Source organism: Candidatus Cryosericum septentrionale (assembly GCF_003570995.1).
GTDB lineage: Bacteria > Caldisericota > Caldisericia > Cryosericales > Cryosericaceae > Cryosericum > Cryosericum septentrionale.
This window is the reverse complement of the sequence record NZ_QXIY01000044.1, coordinates 1-20,756: the sequence shown is the minus strand read 5'-3', so window position 1 is coordinate 20,756 and position 20,756 is coordinate 1. Positions and strand designations below refer to the sequence as shown.

The window sequence follows — 20,756 nt, the reverse complement described above, 5'->3', positions numbered from 1 at the left end:
AACAGGTTGAAGCGCTGAAAGACCATGCCGACGAGCGAGCGCTGGCGGGCGACGTCCTTTGCCCTCATCTCGTGCAGGACGTCGCCCTTCTGTCGGTAACCCATGAGCTCGCCGGCGACCCATAGCCGGCCGGCGTTGATCTTCTCCAGATGGTTGATGCAGCGGAGCAGGGTCGACTTCCCGCCCCCCGAGGGGCCGAGCAACACCCATGTCTGCTGTGGCATGACCTCGAGGTCGACACCTCTAAGAACGTCGAGCCTACCGAACGACTTCCAGACCTGCTCCGCCCTGAGCATCGACTGGCCGGTAAGGGGGGCGCTCGCGGCGATCTGGTCGGCGCTGACGATGGGAGTCTCAGACATGGCCCATCCCCGCCCGCCGCAGCTCCCGGCGAGCCGCCCGCTTCTCGGCTGCCGCAGCCTCCTTCCGCCCGGATCCCTTGCCGTAGTAGGCCTCCAGATAGTGCTGGCCAATTGACAGGATTGATGTCAGGAAGAGATACCAGATGCAGGCCACGCTCAGCAGAGGGATGATCTTGAAGTTCTGCCCGTAGGCAAGCTGCAGGTTCGTGAGCAAGTCGCGACCCGCGATTACTGACACGAGGGCGGACGTCTTGAGCATGCCGATCGTCTCGTTGCCCATCGTGGGAACGATCACCCGCATTGCCTGCGGCAGCACGACCCGTCGCATCGTGAGCGTGGGGGACATGCCGAGCGACAACGACGCCTCGGTCTGGCCCGCGTCGACCGAGATAATCCCAGCCCGCACGAGCTCGGCACAATATGCGGCCTCGTTCAGTCCGAGAGCGAGGATGGCGGCAGTCGTGGCCCCAATAGCGGCGCTGGTCTCTGCAGAGCCGAACAGTATGCCCGTGAAGGGGAGGCCGAAAAAGAGGGTGGGATAGAGCGCGCCGAGAAATCCCCAGATGAGGATCTGGACCAGCACCGGAATCCCGCGGAAGAACCATATGTATGCGACCGCGATTGCTGACAGAACACGGTTCTCCGAGAGCCTCATAACGGCCAATAGGATGCCGCCAAGGATTCCGATGGCCATGGCGATGAAAGTCAGGTAGATGGTGACAACAAGGCCTCGCAGCACGAGGGGTTTGAAGAGGTAGTCTCGAATGGTTGGCCAATCGATGTTCGGGTTTCCCGCGGAGGAATAGAGGAGAGCAACGACGAGGTACAGGACGATGACCGCACTGACCCAGCGGCCCCAGTGGCGCAAGGGAACGACCTTGGTGTTCTGCGGGCGTATGGGGAATCGCACTGGGTATTCAGGCCCCGACCCTTGAGCTGCCCCAGTCATCGTCGTATCCTCGTTGTTCGCAGCTGTCGCCGGTCTCTTGGCGAGAGACGTGCAGCGGTCGCGGTCAAGTGCCCTGGTTCAGTTGAGCGGACTGAACTGCGGCAGCTCCAAGGCCCCACTTCTCCATGATCTTCGCGTACGCTCCGTCGTCGATAAGGGCCTGCAGGGCCTTCTGCATCGAGTCACGGAGCTGAGTGTTCTTTTTCGACACGCCAATACCGACCGGTGCAGGATTGTAGCCGTTCGGAAACTTCGGGTCGATGACGACCTCGAAAGCATTGCCGTTGTCGTAGCTCTTGGCGGCCCAGGCGGCAGCGGAGAGGTCCATAAGGCTTGCGTCCCCCTTGCCCGCTTTCACACCGAGGGTCAGCGCGGGGGAGTTGGGCAGTTGGATCAGCTGCATGGGCGGCTTCCCGGCAGCCTTGAACTGCGGCTGGACCGTCTTGAGCGCCCAGGAGGCTTGGCTTGAGCCACTGTTGACAATGACTCGCTTTCCCGAGAGGTCGTCCACGCTTGCGATGTTCTGAGGGTTACCCTTCAGGACGAGAATGACAATGCTATCCAATGCGTAGTCGACGAAGTCGACGGTCGCCTGGCGCTCCTTGGTGTCAGACAAATCCGAGATCACAACGTCCGCCTTGTCCGCCTGAACGGATGGAATCATGGAGTCGAAGGGCATCTGGATAGCACTCGCCGTGACGCCGAGCTTGGTCGCAAGTGCCTGCGAGAGGTCCCAATCCAGGCCTGTGACTTCGTTGCTCCCCTCACTCACATACATCTCCCATGGAGGGTACGGGATGTTCATAGCGACCCGCAGAACCCCTGATGCCTTCACTTTCTCGGGAAGGGTCGCTGCTAGAGCCGGATCGGTAGCTATCTGAACACCAGCCACCGTCGCGGTCTTCATTGCCGTACCGCTAGCTGAAGTGGTGCTTGACGAGGCGCCACAGCCCGCGAGGATGGCTACGGCGAAGAGCATCGCAAGAGCGGCCACGCCCAGAAGGAGCCCGTGGGGCCGTCGCGTGTGGCCCAAGTCGGCCCCTGAGCAGGGCTCGAGTCTGCTCCGGCCTTGAGACACGTGACCCGCTTGACCTGAGAATCCCATGACGCCTCCATTTCCTTGTTCTCTTGCATGTTCGGCCAGGACCACGTCCCGTCCGCAGGGGCTTCAACACAAAGCTCGAGTGCTTTGGTCCGCTCCGCGAGAGCTAGGGGAATGGCGACTCCACGGAGCCAGGCAGGAGCCCTGGGGATTGCTTGAGTCGGCGGAATGTCGAAGCCTCCTCTTCGGGCAAATGGCACGAGAGCGACAGGAATGTGTCGAGGCTGGCCAGGTCCGGATTGATGGCATCCTCGCCACGGGCCAAGTACCTTGCCGAATCCAGATCATGCAGCCCTTCGCCGGTGATTACGCACACTGCTGTGTCCCGGCTCTCCACCACGCCCTCGAGTGACAGACGCCTGAGAGCTGCGACGCCTGCGACGCCGGCGGGTTCTGCGAAGATGCCCTCCGTGCGCGCCAGTAGCCGTTGTGCAGCTAGAAGCTCCTCGTCGTCGACCGCAAGGGCGAAGCCATTCGACTCCCTCACCGCGAGCAGGGCGAGGTCTCCATAGTCCGCATAGGCGGATAGAAGCGGGGCTGCAACAGTCTCGCCCACCGGCCCTACGGCAACATGCTCGGAGTGAGTCTCAAGAGCCTTGACCAGGGGCGCGCCTGCCGCGACCCCAACCGACACCATCCGGGGCAAATGTGCGATCAGGCCCATTTCGAACAGTTCCTTGAACCCCCTCCACTCTCCCGCCAAGTTGCCGCCACCGCCCGTCGGCACGACAACCCAGTCGGGGGCAATCCAGCCCAGTTGCTCGCAGATCTCGAACGCGATTGTCTTGTCACCCTCCATGCGGTAGGGGTTCAGAGCGGAACTGCACATGTACCACCCGTACTCGCCGCATGCCTCGATCTGCAGCGCCAAGGCCCGCTCGTAGATGCCCTTCACCCGAACGACAACTGCTCCTGCCACAGCCATCTGTATAGTCTTCTCTGCCGGTGTGGTCTCCGGCACGAAGACGAAGCACTGTAGTCCTCCTCGACTGGCGTACGCTGCCAGGGAAGCGGCAAGGGTGCCCGTAGATGCGCAAGCCACGGTGCGTGCGCCAAAGAGGGTTGCCATGGTCACAGCCACCGACGACTCCCGGTCCTTGAACCCACCAGTCGGATTGATGTGTTCCAGCTTCAAGTGGAGTCCTGTGAGTGACAGGACGTCTCCCAGACCTCGGCACCGAAGCAGGGGGGTCCCGCCCTCACCCAGGGAGACAACCGGGTGACCCCGCGGGACTGGCAAGCACTGGCCATAGCGCCACATGCCTGCTCCCGGCATGTCGCCATTATCGGTGACGGCAGAGGGCGGATGGCTAGCACCAAAGCACACCGTCAATAGACCCGAATGCACGAGCACTCCGTCGTGCGTTTCGGTGGCGCAGCTGTCGCAGACGAAGCGCGCAGGCTCTGGCTCGTACTCCCTCCCGCAGCCAACGCATTTCAGAACGAAGTTGAAGGCTTCACTCATGGTTCCTCTCAGCCGCGGGTCCCCAGGCCTGGACGGCGATGCGTGGGTGTCGAAGGCCTCCTCATGGAACAAAGGATAGTATATCACAATCTGTGTGTCTACATAGGACTTGAGCTTATCGACTGGACAAGTTCTCTCGTCATGTAACTCGAGCAGTTCGCGCCTCTCACATGATCACTCGCAGCCGCAACCCTCTGTGATCTCCGGCCTGGTCGCCTAGATCGGTTGGGGCGAATGGGATGGGATCGAAAGCGCGGATGCACAACGTCATCACTAGCGGTATGGATGTGGACGAGTTCAACATAGCCACACAAGGCCAACTCAAGTGCTATAGTGGTTTCTCACCGAACGTCCAGAGGCAAGGATGGCTGCGAACACAAGGCTCGAGGCGTCTACTGGGGACGAGCACAGCAAACGTATCAGGCGGAGGGAGATTGACTCCGAGGAAGCACCCCGTCCAAGGATCGGTCCGAGACTAAGGAGGGCCAGACACCACCAAGGCCTGACCTTGGAGCAGATAGCCAAGGCCACGGGACTCAGCAAGAGCTTTCTGAGCCAATTGGAACGTGATGGAACCTCTGCCTCTGTAGCTTCGTTGTTCAAGATATGTAGGTTCCTTCGTATCAGCGTGGCCTCACTGCTTGAGCCATCGGGCTTCATCACTGTAAGGAAAGGCGATCGCCCGACATCGAGTTTCGGAGAGGTGGGTGTGGTGGACCACCTGCTTACCCCACCAGAGGAGAGAGCCCTGCAGGTGATCGAGACGCACATCGAGCCAGGTGGAACAGCGGGGGAGAAGCTCTGGTCAACCGATGCGGATGTAGACTGCATGTACGTGACGAGTGGTCGGCTAGAGGTGCGCTTCGCGGACAGAACAGTAGAATTGAATGAGGGTGATTCGCTCACACTCTCGCCGCGCGAGCCGCACACGTGGAGAAACCCGTCTTCGAGCCGGCCAACGGTCGTTATCTTCGCCCTGACGCCGAGTGCGCCGTAAGACCAGGCTGCACGCTATCTCTTGGCGCACGACTGCCTTTCAGTTCCCCTTTCGGAATCCGTGCGCGGTCGCCGTTGACTCGTCGGTGCCCAGGACGAATGGACGCTTGTGCGGGCGGCCAACGACCCCAGGCGCCTGACTCGCCCTCAGGGTGCAACGCGGAAGCACGAGCTGGGCCGCCCTCACCGCCGACAACGCATGCTTGCTCCCCTAGGGAACCCGGCCCGCGTGATGCTCACGACGCTGTCGATACCGGTGTTGCGCCACCGCCACCCAAGGCCTTCTGGAGTTGGAGTTGGAGTTACCCCGGTTCGGTGGACAGTTCTCGGCTGGCAACGCCAGCCCCTCATGAACCGGCCGCAGCGGCGGCCAGCTCGTAGTCTATCGGGCTCATTCGGCCCAGAGGTCTTGGTCCGGATGTAGGTCCACTGTGCGGACCTGCTGGAGGTCTTGTTCTTGCGTGCAGGCAGGAGAAACATGCCATTTGCAGGCACTTTCGCAATGCCGCCGACGCAGAGCCGACGCAGCGTGGGGACGGCAGGTTGGACCGTTTGCTGGAGGTTCCCGTGTCGTGTCTTGGCGATGGATTGTCCTGTTTTGCAGGAATTCTTCAACGACTGCCGACACGAAGCCGACGCGACACCTGAGACCGCCGCGTGATCGCCTCGAGTATCGGCCGACAAGCGCCGACGCGTATGTCATTTGGCCGAGGCGCCTCTCGCAAACGCCCACGAATTGATCCCTCGCCCGCGGCTCTGCGGGACCCTGGGGTCAATCTCGGCTTCGACACCTCGACTCCCGCCGGAAGCAGCTCGTGCGCCTCTCTCAGAGTGTCAACTGAAACAGGTCAAGCTCAAGCCCAAGTCCAATTCCGCAGAGACTAGCGCACGCAGCGCCAGTCCAAATGGCCCTCGAACGCACCGAGGCGGGCGATGAATCTCCGCTGAGAGTAGCCCCAGGCATTCTCAATCAGTCCGCCCAAGGTGAATGCCAGCTCGGCTACGTCATCACCCTTCGGCCAGCGTTCGCACTCACGCCGCAGTAGAACGTTGACGAGGCGGCATCGATTGGCATCCTCGAGCCCCTCGTGTGGTTCGCGCCAGCCTTCGCCAAGCCCGGCAAGCAGGCTGCCTTCGGTGCCCGCCATGCCAAGCGTCACCTCCCACGGACCCTTGGCCTCCAGCGGTGTCAGGCTGGACAGCACACTGAACGCCGACCACAGCCGGGCGACGATCCGCGTTAGCCAGAAGTACTTCGTGTCCTCTCGCAGGCGCGCCACTTCCGATCCCAGACCGACGTCGAGACCACCGGCTCGGGTTGCGCAGAGGTACTGGCTCCACTCATCCTGGACAGAGCCGGGATAGCCAAAGAGGGCCGCCCCTTCGACACACGCACACCTGCCGTGACCCCACAGTCGAGCGACCCTGTGCTCTGTGTCCCACTCGTATGTGGCCTGCGCAAGGCTTTCGATCGTCTGCTCATCGACATCAGCGCCACCGCTTTCGGGCTCACGCGGCAACACAAGGCAGCGCACCGCAACCTCATCGAGATGCTGCCCTAGGCCGCCGCGTGCGAACTTCTCGTCTTCCACATCGAGCAGATGTGCGGCAACCCTCGCGCGACGCCAACGCGCGCGAATGAGCTCCTGATCACCAAGCGCAGTCATCATCCTCCCATCTTCGTCTTGAGCTCGGCCACGACATCGGCGGCAAGCGAATCGGCCTCGCGGGCGAGCGCCGCGCGCGCCAGGGGGCCTGGAGGCCACTCGACCGTCAGGCGCTCAGGCGCCATCGGTATCGTCATCGACGAGGGGCTAGCGCTGTGCTCCTGCAACGTGCGGATCGGCGCATGGCCATGATCGAGTCTGGTGACCGGCAGCACATGCGTCACGCTGCGACGCTCGTCGACGAGATCGAGCAGCACAGAGGCCAGGCGGTAGGTGCGCGCCAATATCTCGGTAAGCTCCTCCTGCACGATCACCGTCAGTGCTCCCGGCATCTTCATGCGATGTGAGACATCGGCCGAGAGCAACAACAAGCCCGACTGGTCGATCTTGACTTGGGGTCCTGATGGCTGCTTCAGACACACCTGCTCACTGCTGATCTGGAACGTGCTGCCGACCTCGGGATCGAGGATGGCATGCGGCCCGACAAGAGCGGTCTGGCGAATGCTGCTCTGAAGACCATCGCTCTGCAGCTGTCGCGGCGAGAGAAGCACCGCCTTGGGAAAGACTGCAACCGCCACATGGGTCATCGGTCGGTAGCCGAGGGACCCCCTCGGCATCATCCCGAGAGCCTCCGCGCGAAGCTCGGCAGCATCGGGCCGACCCTGCGTTTGGCGAATGACGAAGTCGTGTAGGGCCTTGATCGTCTTGCCTTTCAGATTCTCAGGGGTTGTGAAGTTCTGGGTAAGCAGGCCAGCCTGCCACTCTCGTACCTCGGCGATGAAGGCCGCCTGTCGCGACTCTGGGCTGATGCCGCTCTCGACGAAGGCAAGCGCGGTGCCCCGTTCGCGAGCTTCTCTGTACTCTTCATGCGTAGCAGACAGACCAGAGGGCTGGACAGTCCCATAGCGTTCGCCCAAGACGAGCACCACACAGTCGGCCCAGCGCACACCCTGAAGACAGACCTGCTGGGCGGACTCTTCGCTGGCCGCAAAGTCCTCGCAACGTCGGACTTCCAGCCCCAGCGTGCTCGCGGCTTCGAATGCCGCATCGCGCTCAGCCCCGAAGCCGGAGACCACCGAGCTAATAAAGACCTTCATCTGGCGAAACTCCGATAGATGGTCGTTGGTCGTTTGCCTCAAGCCTGGTGCTTGCGCAGCAGCTCATCCAGCGAGTCGACTCCATTCTGCTCCAGGAGTGTGTCGAGGTGCATATCGGAGCGTTTACCGAAGTCGACGCCGTACTGCTCTTCGATCGTGCCGATGTGCGCATCGCCACGCTTCTGGCGTAGTCGACCGTCCTCATTGCGAGAGCGGTCGCCTTTCATCCCAGGCGCATCAGTGAACATCGCGACACCTCCAGTCGAACGATGGCTGAGCACGAATGAACCAAGTGCTTGCTGACGCCGTAAGCCGCCACCAGTGACGGTCACTCTACTACTGAGAGGGGATGGAAACGACGGTCTTGTCCTCTGCCGAATCGCGTCAGGAATCGGAAGAGAGATGGCCCAGCAGGGCAGACCGCCACCTACCTCCCGCCTCGGAGTTGCCGAGTCACGACAACGCGCCTCGTGCCGCCGTCCGAACCGAGAGTGTCAACGAGAACTCGGAGGTAACCTGCTAAGCAAGGTGCGTTCGTGACCTGCACCCGTAGATGGTCATGCAGACATCTCCGTCAGTCGTCGAGCAAAGTCAGCTGGCTCTGATCGACCGAGGCTGCATCAACGTAGTGGGACAACAGCCGCTTCAACCGGCCGGTGGATGCCGCGCCAACGTCACGCCGTGTGATCTTCTTGGCCGCTACAACGCTCATGAACTCAACTCGCTCGCCGGATGTCAACGCGTGGAAGTCGCGGCGCCAATCACCGGCTCCATTCGGGGCATGGGCGCGTCGATGGACGATGTAGTCCTCTGGCATGACGGCGATCTCCAGGAACTCATCGCTGTCATGGCCAAATGCCGCTTCGAAGAAATCCAAGTGGGGACCCACCATGCCACGCGTTGCCACGAGAATGCATTGAACGCCGCGAAGCAGCCGGGGCGTCCAATGCTTTCCAACATACGACCGGTCCTTGGCATTCAACGGCACGTACTTCATCGGAAAAGAGTAGATCTGCGTGCCGAGTGTCTCGTTCAAAACGGGGTTCAGGCGTAGGCGATCGTAGAAGTCCTGCGGAGTGTCCCTGTAGTTGAACAGAATGTAGTTCGACAGATGCCTGACTCCGTTCTCGGCTGCAAGTCGCACGCCAGCCTCATACACCGGCCGCAGTCTGGAGTCATCAAACGCCAGCCTCAAGGGCCGGAGGGCTGTCCTCGCCAGGAGTGCCATCTTCTCAGGCGTGAGCAACCGCACGTCGGTCCCTTGATTGAAGTCGACTCGACGCTGGCGACCGTTGAGCTTCGCTCCGCGTTCGTAGCCGAGATCAACCAGGTCGTTGACTATTCGACCGAGGGCGTCGGAGGCGAGCACGCTGTTGTCCATCAACACAAGGTCGTGTCGTTCCCCAAAGAGCATCTCCAGGGACTTCAGCTGGCGCTTTAGCGGGAGGTAGTCAATGAAGTTGGGCTCTATCTGACTAACAGCACAGAAGTCGCATCTATTGGGACAGCCTCGCGTCGCATAGCCGAGGTACGCGTCTTGAAGACCGTACTGGTAGTTGATCGTGTCGAGCATGGAGTAATCGGGGGTGAGCTCATCGACCACCACGCGCGAGTCGGAGTCGAGTTGGCCGGGCTCGTTGAGCAGTCCGCGAACGACGGTCCCGCCGGTCAAAGCCGCAACCTCATCCCCCATGAGAGTCGCCATCACGCCGCCGATCCAGATGTCCTGCTGACTGGCCACCGACTGCGAGTAGAAACGCACCGTGCGGATGGTGATGTCCCAGTAGAAGGTGAAGAGCGATGAGACATAGATGCGATCCCACTGTTGGCCTGCGATACCCGTGTCGCAGCCCTTGACGAACCGAACATAGTCCCCGCGCCGCTGGTGATACGTCGAGATCTTCATCAGCCCCAGGGGCGGGTACTTGTTGTGGAAGTTCGGCTCGACTAGAAGGATGCGACGCATGCGGCCTACACCAGCTGATCGGGGATGAACTTCAGCAGTTGCCATGACAGATCAGCACAAGCGCTGGTGTCCAGCTTGAAACCGTCTGCCTTGACCATGAAGCGTTCGAGCAACTCGTCGATCAGCACTTCCATGCCGCCGTCTGCGTAGGACTCCGCGATCTGAACGACGGCCTTGTCGTCGTCGAGAACGCTGAAATCCATCTGCCTTTCATCGGTCGCTACGGCGTAGTAGCAGGCCCATTCATCGGCCGTGATTGTCCCCGACCAGAACCGCTCGGCTCGTTTGGCATCTGTGGCCGCGCGCCGGCCAGTTCTCACCCCCAGACAGAAGCACAGGAAGAACACTGAGTGGGCTTCTCCGCAATGAGGTTTCAAGTCCTTGTAGAGCTGCTCGAACCGTGAGTCAGTCTTCACTCTGATGTCTGTGGACTGCTTCATGCGTCCTCCTCTGTGTTCTTCAGGAGGGCCAGAGCCTCGCTCACCTTGTACTCGCGCATCGTCGTCGAGCCGTCAGGTTGTGACTCCAGTACAGCGAACTTGCCCCAAGCGCCGCCTCGCGATAGCAGGCTCGCCTCGCGGCGGCCGAGTTCGGTGTCGGTAGCAAGCAGTATCCATTGAGCGGCAGCTCCCGGAATCTGACTGATGAGGTTCTCACGGTGCTGCCATGACAACTTGCCGAATGGCGTGTCCATGAATAGAGGCATCTCAAGAACCTGACCACCCGCGGCTGCCCGTGCAAGCGCAAGGATGAACGAGATGGATGCCACTTGCCGTTGGCCAGCGGAGATATTGGCAAGGAACGGCTTGTCCCACGGATCTAGCACCTGCAGCGAGTAGTCATTCTCGACGACGATCCTGCGCAGCATGCTCCTTCCTTCGTCGTCAAGCAGTCGAGAGAAGATCTCGCTAGCGTTGTCAGAGAGTCGAGTCTTCACCTCTGAAGTGAATTCACTCTTGACGTTGTCCAGCGCCTCGTGGGTGCGCAGGGCCAACTCAACCCGCTCGGCAAGTTCGCTCTTCTGACCCTCGACACGCTCCAGCTGCTCACGCCTGTTGCTGCGCTGGCTGCGCTCCACCTCGCGGTCCGCGATCTCGTCCTCAATCTTCAGCCGTTCGGCCTTGCGCTCGATCATTCGACTCTCAGTAAGCTGCCTCGTCTTTTCGAGATCCAGGAGGTCGCCTCGCTCGCTGCCGCCAATCTGTTCGTTGATGCTCTCGATGCTCTTGGTGGCGGTCTCCATCGAGTTACGAAGATTCCCGTAGCGCTGGATGGTGGTCTCAAGGAAGACTCGTATGTCGTCGAAGCGTCCGAGTAACCCGCTCAACAGTCGCCACAGGTCCATCGCGGCGTTCTCGATGTGCTCGTCCACCGCCTTGTTCTTCCACTCTAGGATCGCCTCGAAGGCGCCCGGGACACCGGGCGTGACTGGCCTACCGCAGATGCACTTCTCGTCGCTTAGGATTCTCTCGATTAAGTCCTTGCGCAAGGCGGTTGGAATCTCACCACTCTGCCGCTTGTCCTCAACCGTGCCGTAGACTCTCTCAACCAAGTTGCTTGCCAGAAGAACGGCCGACGGACCAACGCGGTCGCGCATCTGCACAAGCAGCTCGTTCGCTTGGGTCTTCCACTCCTCCCGGGCATCCTCAAGGCGTTTCCGCTCGGCGACCTGGGTGGCGATGCCTTCGTTCGCGGCCAGCGCGTCGTCGAGTTTCTTCTTCTCGCCTCCCGCCAGCAGTAGCTCCTTGTCGATCTCTTCGAGCCTGGCTGTCCTTGCATCTAGCTCCCGCTGCAGTTCGTTGAGGCGCGTCACCACTTGCGCGTACTCCCCTGTGGAGACCTTGGACAGCTCCTCGCCGAGGAAACCGCGGAGTCTCTTGAGGGCAGCCAGAGCCTTCTCCAAGTCGTCGATGTCCAGAAGGCATCGAATTCCGCGAGCGACCTCGATTCGCTGGGCGGCACTCGACCTGGTCAAGTGCTCAATCTTCTCGCCGTCAAACAGGAAGTACTCGCGAACACGGCGGTCCAGGATGCCGTTCAGCGTTCGCTCGATCTCCGAAGGGCTGTCGACCAACTTGGTGTTGCCGTTCTTGTCTTGGTACCGAAGCTCCGCCTTATCGACCTGCTCGAGGTGGTCTCCATTGTGCAGAACTCCCTTTACACGTCGCTCAACGTCGTAGTGCACTCCGTGGTGAGTGAACTCAACTTGGACCGTTGCATAGACGGGGTTGCCTGCTTCACTCGCTTCAACAAGCGTCGGCGTGTTGACAAGACGCAGATCCTCGCGCCGAGTGTCCTCGTCCTGAGCGAGCGAGCAGTCACCGTAGAGACAGAACATGAGCGCTCTGAATAGGCCGGTCTTGCCCCGTCCGTTCTCACCGAGGATGACCGTCACGTTCTTGCCCTTGCCCGGCTCTCCAGCGGCGAAGACCAGAGACTGCCTACCCCTGAATTGGCGGAAGTTCTCTACGGTGATCTGTTTGAGAATCATGACTGAGACCCAGCCTTCACGATCTCCCGGACCCAGTTCTTGAGCCCCTCGAACACCGCGGTCTCCGAGTTGTCGTGCGCGAGCTCCAGCGCCCTGAGCGCGAGCTTCCTCACGTTGAGCGGCTGAGCATCAAGTTTCGCAGCAATCTCGTCGTGAATGTCACCCATTCAAGTCCCCCCGTACGATTGGATCGTCCGCACCGCCGATTTCGCTCTCCCCGGCAAGTGCCTGTTCGTAGAGCTCCCAAGGTGTCTCATCGAGCATGTTCAGAGCCTGATAGGAATCGAGGAGGTCAAACACGACCTTTCGGGCCGCAAATGTGTTCTTCGCGGCAGACGAGAACTCCGCGAATCGCGGCATCTCTCTGCGCAGCAGACTAAGGCTCGTGTCACGACTAATGTCGGTAACATCGCGCGGTGGGACTACAAGGAAGTCGTAGATCACGGCTTCTGACTTGCCGACTGACAGTCGAAGAACCCGGCCGCGCCGCTGCACAAACTGACGCGGGTTCATCGTGCTGGCCAAGAAGAAGGCCGTCTGCGTGGCTGGAACGTCGACTCCTTCGTCCAGACAGCGCACCGCAACGAGCACCTCAATGGCGCCCGCTTCGAATTGACCAAGCACGGTCTCTCGCTCGGCAGAGGAAACGGTGTAAACGAATTCGTGGCATCGCAACCCCAAGCTCGCGAGTTCGCGGAGCACGCGTTTGTGCTCTCCCGGCGCGCAGTAGACCAAGACGTGGTGGAGTCGTTCTCCGCGCTCGTTCGCACTCTCCATCAGCTTCCGTATCTCACTGACAAGGCAAGGGAGCTTCTCTCTGGCTGCCCACACCACCTGGGCTCGGTCAATCAGCGCCTTCTTCAGCGCGCGGTCTAACCTCGAGTCCTTCTTCGCCGCTTCGTGCAGCCGCACGATGGCGGTAGTCAGCTCTTGGTATTGCTCGAGCTCATCATCGGTGAGAGCGACGAGCACGGGATGGTACTCGTACTGAGCGAGATACCCTTGCTCCATCGCTTCGGCCAGCGTGAACTCGAAGCAGACTCCACCGAAGCACTCGCCAATGGCGGCAGTACCTGCCTCGTCAAACCATCTGCGTGGCGTCGCCGATAGACCGAGGTGCATGCCCGCCATGGGAAGCATCGCTGATTGGAACCCCGTCGCGCCGAGCCCGTGTACTTCGTCTCCGATGACTAGCGTGCTTTCCGCCGACAATGACTTGACCGCTTTCGAGAAGTCCTGGCCTGAGGCCGTCTTGTGAACGGCAAGGATGCAGATGGCAGAGGAAAGGCCAATCCGGAAGTCGCTGACTGCGCTTGGAACATCCAGTCGCCAATCCGCATGACCCGTCCCGCACAGAATCGGTGAGAAACCGAACGCCTCGCAGTGCTTCCGCCATTGCTCGAGAAGATGCAGATACGGAACCAAGACCACCAGGGCGAGCCTGCCGCTGCGCTGATACTCCTGCGCAGCCGCCGCCAGGGCCGTATACGTCTTCCCCGTCCCCGTTGCCATCTCGAGGATGCCCTTGCGTCCCTGGGCAACCCACGCGTCGATAGCTGCCTTCTGGAAGGGGCGAAGGTCGACCGCGACGTGAGGCACAGGGGCTGATGCCTGCCCCTGCTTTGCAGTGCCCGGAACGGCGTATGGCCGGTCAGGTGTTGTCCTAAGCCGAATCAGCTCTTGGCGAGACGCCTCAGGAATGGTGCGGACCACAAACTGGGCGTTGGCGCCCGACCACAAGTCCTCCAGCCTGCGTTCATGAAGCCCGACGTAGGCATCCTGACCAGGCACCCATGACTTGAACACCGAGATGGCCTCTCCGTTGAGCGTTCCTTTGACCGAGTCGTTAAAGGAACCGTGAAGAGCCACTCGATCATCTTTGGTATCTCGAAACACCCAGACCTTATCGTGATAGTCGCCACCGGCCCACCGAGGTCGAGCAATCGCAAAGCGAAACTCAAGCAGGCCATCTGCTATCAGCCAAGCTAGTGTGTTGCGCGTGTCATGCTCCAAGGAATCGGCGAGATCCTCGATCGCAACCTGGAGCGATGCGCGCAGGATCGAGTTCTGCTTGGCCTCATCGCCCTTGTGGAATGCGGACCAGTCCTCAGGCTGAAGGATGGGAGACGTGACGATACGACCGGTTCCGCCGTTGTGGACAAGCGCCACAATACCGTCGCTGGCCTCACGGAGCCAGCCCGACGAGAAGTAGCCGACACCCCTAGAGTACTTGTGCGCCTGTTCCATGAGGGGAGATATGAGGTCCCGCACGAGATCAGACGAGGCACTGTCGTAGACCGGAGCCAGCTCAAGATCTCTAAGCATGCACACCCTCAGTCGCCACGACCTCCATCCCACGTATCGAGACGGACCCCTGACCGTCGAGCATGCTCGCGGTGAGCTGCTTCAAAATCACGCCCTCATCACGCAAGCGGGACTCCAGAACCGACAGTTTAACACCGCCGCCGTAGTCACGACGCACCAACCACGACACCAAGTCGCCAAAGATCTCGATTCCTAGCGGATTGGGCCGGGTTGCGAACGCGTTTCGCCCATTGCCCAAGAGAAGGAAACCGCCGGTGCGCTCCAGCATGCTGGCCACGAGTTGCTCAGTCCACACGACACCCACGGCTATCTCCGGAAGGACATCCTCCTCTAGCATGGCCCGAATGGTGGAGAAGCAGTTGCCGGCCGCGATGTCAGCAGCGAACCGCTCGGCCGCGGCGTGATACACGACTTCGAAATCGGAAGTCGACAGGCCAATTGAGTCCTCATGAATGACACTGCCCGGGAGGTACCGGTAGACGTGGTGTCGGTGGACGATCGCGTACACCGTGGGTGCGCTGTACTTCCGCCTCTCGACGAACTCCTCCTCGAGCTCCTGGTAGCTGCACGGACCTTTCTTGGCCCGCACGTACTCCTCGATGTTCTCAAGCACTGACACCGACGTAGGCGCATCCTGCGCAGAATGAGCTAGGAGGGGGTAGTGCGCAGCGGTGACTCCATGGGCATCTGAGAGACGCATGAGCGAGAACAACAGCTCCGGCGAGTCAATCCCGCCCAGCACACAATCGACCTTTAGGTCGTCGAACACGCGCTTGATCGAAACTTGGCTATCGTCCCGAAGGAGGCCCGCTGCGTGCCGGACGCATTTGTCGAGAGCACCGGGGTCAACGTCAACGTAATCCTCGTGCACCAGAGCCGAATGGGCTGTTCTCAGAGTGCTGGGAATGCCCCAAGCCAGTGCTTGGCCAAGCTGGAACTCCTTGAACCCCATCCTCCCAACCACTAACGCTTTGAGCTCTTTGGACGATACCGGCTGTCCAGCCGCTCGGACGTACTCCCCGATAGCGACTGACAGGGGCACAGGCGCGTCGTAGCCGCGCGAGGAGAAAATCCGAGGGTAACGCGGGTATCTGAGCTCCGCGTCTGCAGACATCCGCAGCAAGCTATACAGGGCCGATTCGCTCGGCACGCTCTGTGCTTCGCAGGCAGAGCGGAAATGTTCAAAGACGCCGTGAACCGACATCATCGGCAAACCGTCGGGGCCGGCCAGACAATCTCGGATCCAGTCCTCGACATCGCGCAGGAGTGCATACGGGAACGGCATGTGATCTTTGTGGACGTAGGTGCCTCGGTCCCAAAGGACGGCGTTGGAACTACGATCCAAACAGGCGTGTACGTTCCTCGCAGAGTCTGAGCGATACCCCTCCTGCCCTAATACTGCGTGAACTTTGTTGAAATGCATTGGCCGAGCTTCACGCCGCAGCACCTCATCGGCCCGATATGCCAACGAGTCGGGGCGAAATGGACCGGCTGCGTTGGGGATCACCCAGGCGCGCCGCAACGCGAGATTCTCTTCTCGGGCCGCCGCCGCCATGATGACCAGCGGGGACACATTGTCGACAAGGCAATGGTCACCTCTGGACCCCTCACAGCCGGCTTCAACAAGTGCGGCCGCCTCCTGCAGCGGAACCGCCATTTGTCCGTGTTCGATCTCGTCGAGCACCCGTCCTACGACACCGCAGCCAAGGCACGGAAGTCCGGCGAATATGACAACATCCGAGTTCGTGGCCATCTCGCACTCGGGGATGATCTCGGCAAGCCCGAGAACCGCCGTTTCGGGAGGCGCCTCGCCGAGCTGCATAGAAACGGCGATTCCTTCAGCCAGGTCATGGGCGCCAAGAGCTCCTCCATTCGCAAGAAGGCAATTGACCACCGTGACGCGGAAAGGCAGCAGCGTCTCCAAGAAGGCCGCAGAGTCGAACCCTCGTAGCGACCGCTTCTCGATTTGATCAACCCTGGCTCCGGTCACGCCCAGCAGCTCGCCGATCGCTCGGTGCGTCTCTCGCCTGCCAGTGAGCAGGCCCAGACGGTAGAGGTGAACATCGTAGGCGCGGTTCCCTCGGTCTGGCGACTTAATGCCGCAGACCAGAGCCCTCCGTACAAGCGCTTCAAGGCTGGTTTCACCCGAGGGCAATAGCCTGGCTTCCGGCAGCGCGTCAATCATCGCCGACAACGCGTAGCAGTGCTCCACCGCGGTGAGCCCGTTGATGCCGAGCCCAAACTCGGTGAGGATCTGCCCTTCAGTTACCCCCCGCAAAGAGCCAAGAGTGGTCATCTCGTTCGTCTGACAGAAGTGCGCCAGCGCAGGACACAATCGGAAGGTTGCGAGGCGCAAGTCCCTAAGAACTTGAGGCACGGACTCAATGATTGGACTTGCGCAAGTCCAGATGTCCGCCTGGACTTCATGGCCGATTGTGAGGGCAACCTCTTTCTGGAGACTCTCGAGCAGACTCCGAAACGCGTCCGGCCCATCGAACATGCGCATCAGGTAGCGTGTGGTTGCGGTGAGGACGAGCTCAATGTCATCTTCGAGCGTGATGAAAGGTGACACTAGACCGGCAGAGACCTCTGCAGACCGGCTCACTGAAGTCAGCGGCAGGGACTCGAACGCCCGCCAGAGCGCATCGCTCTCGTCGTCTGAGAGGTGCCACAGCTGTGGCAGCGTCTGAGAGAGCACGCTGTCTCGTGGGCAAGCCACACACTCAGCCGACCCCGGCTCGACACTGAAGAACCATGGCTCGCGCGACGACAGCAGGGTCGCGAGATGATTATGCATCGTGAGGCCGTACGTCAGGGTCGACAGTCACGTCAACAAACACCATCGACGCCGCCATGCGATAACTGGAGTATCGCGATGCTCGATCTGACACCAATGCCTCACTCTTCCAGAAGGCGAGACGGCACTTGCCCACCGTTACGCACGTTGGGCGTACCAGTCATCTTCGTACAGTCTAGCGCGAGAGGGTGACGAAAGCTCAGGGCAGCGGCAAATCTCCTTCGGGATCGCCTACCGCCCGTCAGACGCGGAAACGAAATCCTTCTCTGGGCTCGCTCAAGGCGTGCGCCGTGGCGCGCGAGGCTGAGGAAGAGGTCTCCACGTCCTGTCGGCGCGCTCAAAACCGCGCTGTGCAGCAACCTTACCCAAGCTGCCGACGAGCAGCCGACGCAACAAGGCAGCAGGTGGGGCTCCAGTCAGCGAACCAGTAGATTGCGTTCGGCACCACGAGTCTGGAACCAGCACGGAAGGCCGGGCATCCCACTCACTCGGACCTAGCTGTGCGGCCGTATGCGCACCACATAGTAGTCACGCACGCCCGTGGCTAGGGGGAAGAGCGAACCTGGTGGGATATCTTCGATCTCGAAGTGCGGCATCGGTTCGCTCGTGCATTCCAGCCTCTCGAACGCCGATGACGACTCGAAGATTCTCGGCCGAAGGTGCCTAACCTGTTTGTCATCCAGGTACACCAGGCCCTGGAAGGCGTCCATGACGGAATTCGAAAGCCGGTCGGCGTCCGGCAAGCTCACGGGCTCACTTGAGAAGACGTCAATCATCATTTCAACCGGTCCCTGCAGCGGGCGCCCAAACGAGGCCCCGATTGTCTCTCGCTGTCTCAGGACCTCCTCCCGAAGTCTTGCCTTTCCACCCTTGCTTCTGACGGACCTTGGCGCTCCCTCTAGAACGAATGCGATGTGCCCCCTGGTGACACCGAGATACGGGTACGTCACACTCGACTGAGCCAAGGACGACACCCACTCCCGAATCTGGTCACATTCGTATTCCTGCAGAATGGTAGCTCCTTTGACATTGCGGATGCCCTGCACGTTGTCCCAAGGGTAGAAACGTAGTTCCCCCGCCTCGGCCCAGTCGCCATCGCTCTGGCGCAGGTCGGTGATCAGCAAGGCATCACGAGCGAACCGTATTCCGTCGCGATGGAGCCAGATCAGCTCCTTGCAGAAGTCCGTGTACGTGATCTCGGACTCAAGGGAGACGCCGAAGGCATCGAACAGCTCAGACCCGCGATGAAACAGCCCCTCGTTCACCCTGCCACCCCCAGCGCCCAACGTGTTGCACATGAGCTGGCGGCTCGCTGTGCTCTGAACCACATCATAGCCTTCGGGCCGCCCTGCTCGATGTGCTTGTTAGACCGCTGCCTGCACGTCATCGATGCGCTCACGAACCGCCTCCGAGAGCTCCCTCAAGCCGTAGGCGCTTCCGGCTTGATCTTCGTATGCGTAACGCCACTCCTCGAATACCGTGCTCACAATGGCCAGAACATCGTCGATGGCAAACGACACGTCCGGAAACTTAGCCTTCATGGCTTGAGCGCTTGGACTTGCACCCATGAGTTCTTCGAACCTCTGGGCGATTGCGGCCCGGCTTGTTGTCGAGAGCCGTGAGTAGAGGACTTTGAGGCTGTGGGTTCGTGGCACGGTGCCGGTCTCAAGCAGGCCGAGGCATTTCAGGTACAACTCAACCGAGAAGGCGATGCAGACTCTCGCCGGGATGAGAAACGGCAGATCCACTGGGCCCTGCGCCGCCGACAAGAGGCGCGCACATTCGGCGTCGAGAAGAGAGGCCGACGCCGCGAAGTGGGCCGCCGTCTTGAAGATGCGCTCAGCGTTTGCCTCTGCCTTTGTCACGGTCCCCCCGGTGCCTTGAGTCGGCCTAACGTGGGGCGCATAACCTGCAGCCCGCCAGGGCTGTCAGGTTGAGGCGCTTGTTCGGCAGCCCTACTCGCACTGCCACAGAAACCGCGTCTCGGTGGGGCAGGCGTCACAAACGAAGGCGAAGCCTTCTCCAGCGTCGCCGAAGTTGATGCCGCCACCACCTTCCGCCGACAGCTGAAGTGCGAACCGCATGCGACTACCGCAGGCGCACGTCGGCGTCTCGTCGCCCTGGATCCATTCCGGCTCACCACCAACCCGCCCCAGGGCTCCTCTTTCCGGGTCTCGAACGACAGCTTCAACTGGGTCAACAGCGGCAAGTAGGGTCTCACCCGACGTGGGCGGCTGGAACGTCGCGGCCGCAGCCGCCGGAACCAGGCGAGCTGCGTTGCCGCCGGAGTCTGGGTCCCACTCGTCGCACATGCCTGGGTCGTTGGCGCACTGAAAGACCAGGAGCAGCTGCTCTCGCGAGGCTAACGCGGGGACTCCGCAATCCGGCAAAGCGAGCTGCACGAGGAACTGCATGGCCCCGCCGCACTGCTTGCAGACGGGCCACTCGAAACTTTCCGGTGCATCCGGCAAGCCCCCGATTCGGGATTGCGACCCACTCCCTTGCGTACGAACCAGCCAAGCTGTCATCTCACCCCACCTCTCCGCGGTCTGCCGAACGTTGTGCGCGTGAGCTGCGCGCGAAGCGCGTCTGCTCGATGCGCTTGTTCGGCATCACTGCTGTGCCAGTCGATCACGGACATGATTCGAGCCGAAGGCGTACCCGATGCCGACGTTAGCCGAGCGCCGGAGGTTCACGGCTATTTCCCGCATCGCGGTCTGCGAAGCCCTCAGACCCTGGACGGGATCGACGCCGGCGATGACAACCCGCGCGCCCGTCGGTTGATTCAGCTGGTCAATGTTCTGACCGAGAACTTGGATCATTGCATCGAACTGGTCCGCCAAGAACCCGACTTCAGCACGCGAGATGATGCCAACCACGCTGCCACTACGTAGCTCAACCAACGGGCCTCCCGAGTTGCCTCCGTTGACACTGGCATCGATCTGAATGACATCGACTTTGGCTCGTTGGTGGAGGCTGGAGACGTACCCGACATGGCACGTGAGATGCTGCATCCGAAACGGGTAGCCCAAGAATGCGACCTGATCTCCAACGGCCAGGCTGTCGGAATCGCCGAACGAGAAGACATGGCGGCCAGCAAACTCCGGCTCATCCAACCGAAGAAACGCGACGTCGTGTTCGTTCGAAGGTGAGTCGTAGGCTACTGCCTGCAAGCAGATATCACGAGCAAGGCGGATGCCGGCTCCATAGTCCATTTCCTCGAAGCGAAGTACAGCGACGTCGAACCCTACATCACGAAGGACGTGACTGTTGGTCATCAGACCGCCGGGAACGAGGAAAGCCGTGCCCGCGGTCAGTACCTCGCCTCCGACTTCCAGGGATACCTGGGCGACGCCCGACCTACAGGATGTGAATACTTCCTGAGTGGTCACCGCTTCCTTCCGTATGCCGAACAATGAGTATGGAGACTGTGTAAGACGTCGAGCACACCCTACGCTTCTCCACGTAAGAGGTCTCCGGTCCTCGTGGACGCGTGGGATATGCAGTCTGTGTACGCCAGGTCAGAGCCCGTCCGTCGG

At 60.9% G+C, this 20,756-nt stretch carries 18 protein-coding genes; 1 reads left to right on the top strand and 17 read right to left on the bottom strand.

Annotation, left to right across the window (positions count from 1 at the left end; all coding sequences use genetic code 11):
* From SMC1_RS09435 to thrC, 4 genes are all read right to left on the bottom strand, one after another.
* Positions 1–362, bottom strand: a 362-nt coding sequence (locus SMC1_RS09435; RefSeq protein WP_207799401.1) for an ATP-binding cassette domain-containing protein, incomplete at its 3' end; no start/stop codon positions are given.
* Entirely contained in the window at positions 355–1,311 is a 957-nt protein-coding gene (locus tag SMC1_RS09430; RefSeq protein WP_119086522.1) for an amino acid ABC transporter permease, read from the bottom strand. The genes SMC1_RS09430 and SMC1_RS09435, both read right to left, overlap by 8 nt.
* Positions 1,312–1,375: 64 nt before the next feature.
* Positions 1,376–2,416, bottom strand: coding sequence for an ABC transporter substrate-binding protein (locus SMC1_RS09425; protein WP_119086521.1), 1,041 nt, complete (start codon positions 2,414–2,416; stop codon positions 1,376–1,378).
* A 103-nt stretch (positions 2,417–2,519) separates the two neighbouring features.
* Positions 2,520–3,878: a threonine synthase gene (gene thrC, locus SMC1_RS09420; protein ID WP_119086520.1), complete on the bottom strand. Its 1,359-nt coding sequence runs from the start codon at positions 3,876–3,878 to the stop codon at positions 2,520–2,522.
* A gap of 364 nt (positions 3,879–4,242) precedes the next feature.
* Here thrC and SMC1_RS09415 point away from each other — a divergent pair, with 364 nt between their 5' ends.
* Positions 4,243–4,875: a helix-turn-helix domain-containing protein gene (locus SMC1_RS09415; protein ID WP_119086519.1), complete on the top strand. Its 633-nt coding sequence runs from the start codon at positions 4,243–4,245 to the stop codon at positions 4,873–4,875.
* A gap of 880 nt (positions 4,876–5,755) precedes the next feature.
* Here the strand turns inward: SMC1_RS09415 and SMC1_RS09410 are convergent.
* From SMC1_RS09410 to SMC1_RS09355, 13 genes are all read right to left on the bottom strand, one after another.
* Entirely contained in the window at positions 5,756–6,544 is a 789-nt protein-coding gene (locus SMC1_RS09410; protein WP_126855207.1) for a hypothetical protein, read from the bottom strand.
* Entirely contained in the window at positions 6,541–7,638 is a 1,098-nt protein-coding gene (locus tag SMC1_RS09405) for a DUF4062 domain-containing protein (RefSeq protein ID WP_119086517.1), read from the bottom strand. Before SMC1_RS09405 ends, SMC1_RS09410 begins: the two co-directional genes overlap by 4 nt.
* A gap of 38 nt (positions 7,639–7,676) precedes the next feature.
* Positions 7,677–7,886, bottom strand: coding sequence for a hypothetical protein (locus SMC1_RS09400; RefSeq protein ID WP_207799400.1), 210 nt, complete (start codon positions 7,884–7,886; stop codon positions 7,677–7,679).
* 326 nt (positions 7,887–8,212) lie between these two features.
* Positions 8,213–9,604: a hypothetical protein gene (locus SMC1_RS09395; protein WP_207799399.1), complete on the bottom strand. Its 1,392-nt coding sequence runs from the start codon at positions 9,602–9,604 to the stop codon at positions 8,213–8,215.
* Between the two features lie 5 nt (positions 9,605–9,609).
* Positions 9,610–10,044, bottom strand: coding sequence for a hypothetical protein (locus SMC1_RS09390; RefSeq protein WP_119086516.1), 435 nt, complete (start codon positions 10,042–10,044; stop codon positions 9,610–9,612).
* Positions 10,041–12,095, bottom strand: coding sequence for an AAA family ATPase (locus SMC1_RS09385; RefSeq protein ID WP_119086515.1), 2,055 nt, complete (start codon positions 12,093–12,095; stop codon positions 10,041–10,043). The genes SMC1_RS09390 and SMC1_RS09385 overlap by 4 nt, the downstream gene beginning before the upstream one ends.
* On the bottom strand, positions 12,092–12,262 hold the full coding sequence (locus tag SMC1_RS10750; protein WP_165849421.1) for a hypothetical protein: 171 nt from the start codon (positions 12,260–12,262) through the stop codon (positions 12,092–12,094). Before SMC1_RS10750 ends, SMC1_RS09385 begins: the two co-directional genes overlap by 4 nt.
* Positions 12,255–14,420 carry a DEAD/DEAH box helicase family protein gene (locus SMC1_RS09380; RefSeq protein WP_119086514.1) on the bottom strand — a complete coding sequence of 722 codons (2,166 nt, stop codon included), beginning with the start codon at positions 14,418–14,420 and terminating at the stop codon, positions 12,255–12,257. The genes SMC1_RS10750 and SMC1_RS09380 overlap by 8 nt, the downstream gene beginning before the upstream one ends.
* Positions 14,413–17,217, bottom strand: coding sequence for a hypothetical protein (locus SMC1_RS09375; RefSeq protein WP_126855206.1), 2,805 nt, complete (start codon positions 17,215–17,217; stop codon positions 14,413–14,415). Before SMC1_RS09375 ends, SMC1_RS09380 begins: the two co-directional genes overlap by 8 nt.
* Before the next feature lie 494 nt (positions 17,218–17,711).
* Positions 17,712–18,482 carry a RusA family crossover junction endodeoxyribonuclease gene (locus tag SMC1_RS09370; protein WP_165849420.1) on the bottom strand — a complete coding sequence of 257 codons (771 nt, stop codon included), beginning with the start codon at positions 18,480–18,482 and terminating at the stop codon, positions 17,712–17,714.
* Positions 18,483–18,581: 99 nt separating this feature from the next.
* Positions 18,582–19,082 carry a hypothetical protein gene (locus tag SMC1_RS09365; RefSeq protein WP_119086511.1) on the bottom strand — a complete coding sequence of 167 codons (501 nt, stop codon included), beginning with the start codon at positions 19,080–19,082 and terminating at the stop codon, positions 18,582–18,584.
* Between the two features lie 90 nt (positions 19,083–19,172).
* Positions 19,173–19,745, bottom strand: a complete 573-nt coding sequence (locus SMC1_RS09360) for a DUF1963 domain-containing protein (RefSeq protein ID WP_119086510.1) — start codon at positions 19,743–19,745, stop codon at positions 19,173–19,175.
* Between the two features lie 84 nt (positions 19,746–19,829).
* The gene (locus tag SMC1_RS09355; protein ID WP_165849419.1) at positions 19,830–20,609 is read right to left on the bottom strand and encodes a S1 family peptidase; all 780 of its coding nucleotides are present in this window, start codon (positions 20,607–20,609) and stop codon (positions 19,830–19,832) included.
* Positions 20,610–20,756: the final 147 nt, after the last annotated feature.

What these genes read in the sequence shown, in the direction of transcription:
- SMC1_RS09430 (WP_119086522.1), bottom strand. Translation starts at nt 1,311, where the DNA reads ATGACTGGGGCAGCTCAAGGGTCGGGGCCTGAATACCCAGTGCGATTC.
- SMC1_RS09425 (WP_119086521.1), bottom strand. Translation starts at nt 2,416, where the DNA reads ATGGGATTCTCAGGTCAAGCGGGTCACGTGTCTCAAGGCCGGAGCAGA.
- thrC (WP_119086520.1), bottom strand. Translation starts at nt 3,878, where the DNA reads ATGAGTGAAGCCTTCAACTTCGTTCTGAAATGCGTTGGCTGCGGGAGG.
- SMC1_RS09415 (WP_119086519.1), top strand. Translation starts at nt 4,243, where the DNA reads ATGGCTGCGAACACAAGGCTCGAGGCGTCTACTGGGGACGAGCACAGC.
- SMC1_RS09410 (WP_126855207.1), bottom strand. Translation starts at nt 6,544, where the DNA reads ATGATGACTGCGCTTGGTGATCAGGAGCTCATTCGCGCGCGTTGGCGT.
- SMC1_RS09405 (WP_119086517.1), bottom strand. Translation starts at nt 7,638, where the DNA reads ATGAAGGTCTTTATTAGCTCGGTGGTCTCCGGCTTCGGGGCTGAGCGC.
- SMC1_RS09400 (WP_207799400.1), bottom strand. Translation starts at nt 7,886, where the DNA reads ATGTTCACTGATGCGCCTGGGATGAAAGGCGACCGCTCTCGCAATGAG.
- SMC1_RS09395 (WP_207799399.1), bottom strand. Translation starts at nt 9,604, where the DNA reads ATGCGTCGCATCCTTCTAGTCGAGCCGAACTTCCACAACAAGTACCCG.
- SMC1_RS09390 (WP_119086516.1), bottom strand. Translation starts at nt 10,044, where the DNA reads ATGAAGCAGTCCACAGACATCAGAGTGAAGACTGACTCACGGTTCGAG.
- SMC1_RS09385 (WP_119086515.1), bottom strand. Translation starts at nt 12,095, where the DNA reads ATGATTCTCAAACAGATCACCGTAGAGAACTTCCGCCAATTCAGGGGT.
- SMC1_RS10750 (WP_165849421.1), bottom strand. Translation starts at nt 12,262, where the DNA reads ATGGGTGACATTCACGACGAGATTGCTGCGAAACTTGATGCTCAGCCG.
- SMC1_RS09380 (WP_119086514.1), bottom strand. Translation starts at nt 14,420, where the DNA reads ATGCTTAGAGATCTTGAGCTGGCTCCGGTCTACGACAGTGCCTCGTCT.
- SMC1_RS09375 (WP_126855206.1), bottom strand. Translation starts at nt 17,217, where the DNA reads ATGCATAATCATCTCGCGACCCTGCTGTCGTCGCGCGAGCCATGGTTC.
- SMC1_RS09360 (WP_119086510.1), bottom strand. Translation starts at nt 19,745, where the DNA reads ATGACAGCTTGGCTGGTTCGTACGCAAGGGAGTGGGTCGCAATCCCGA.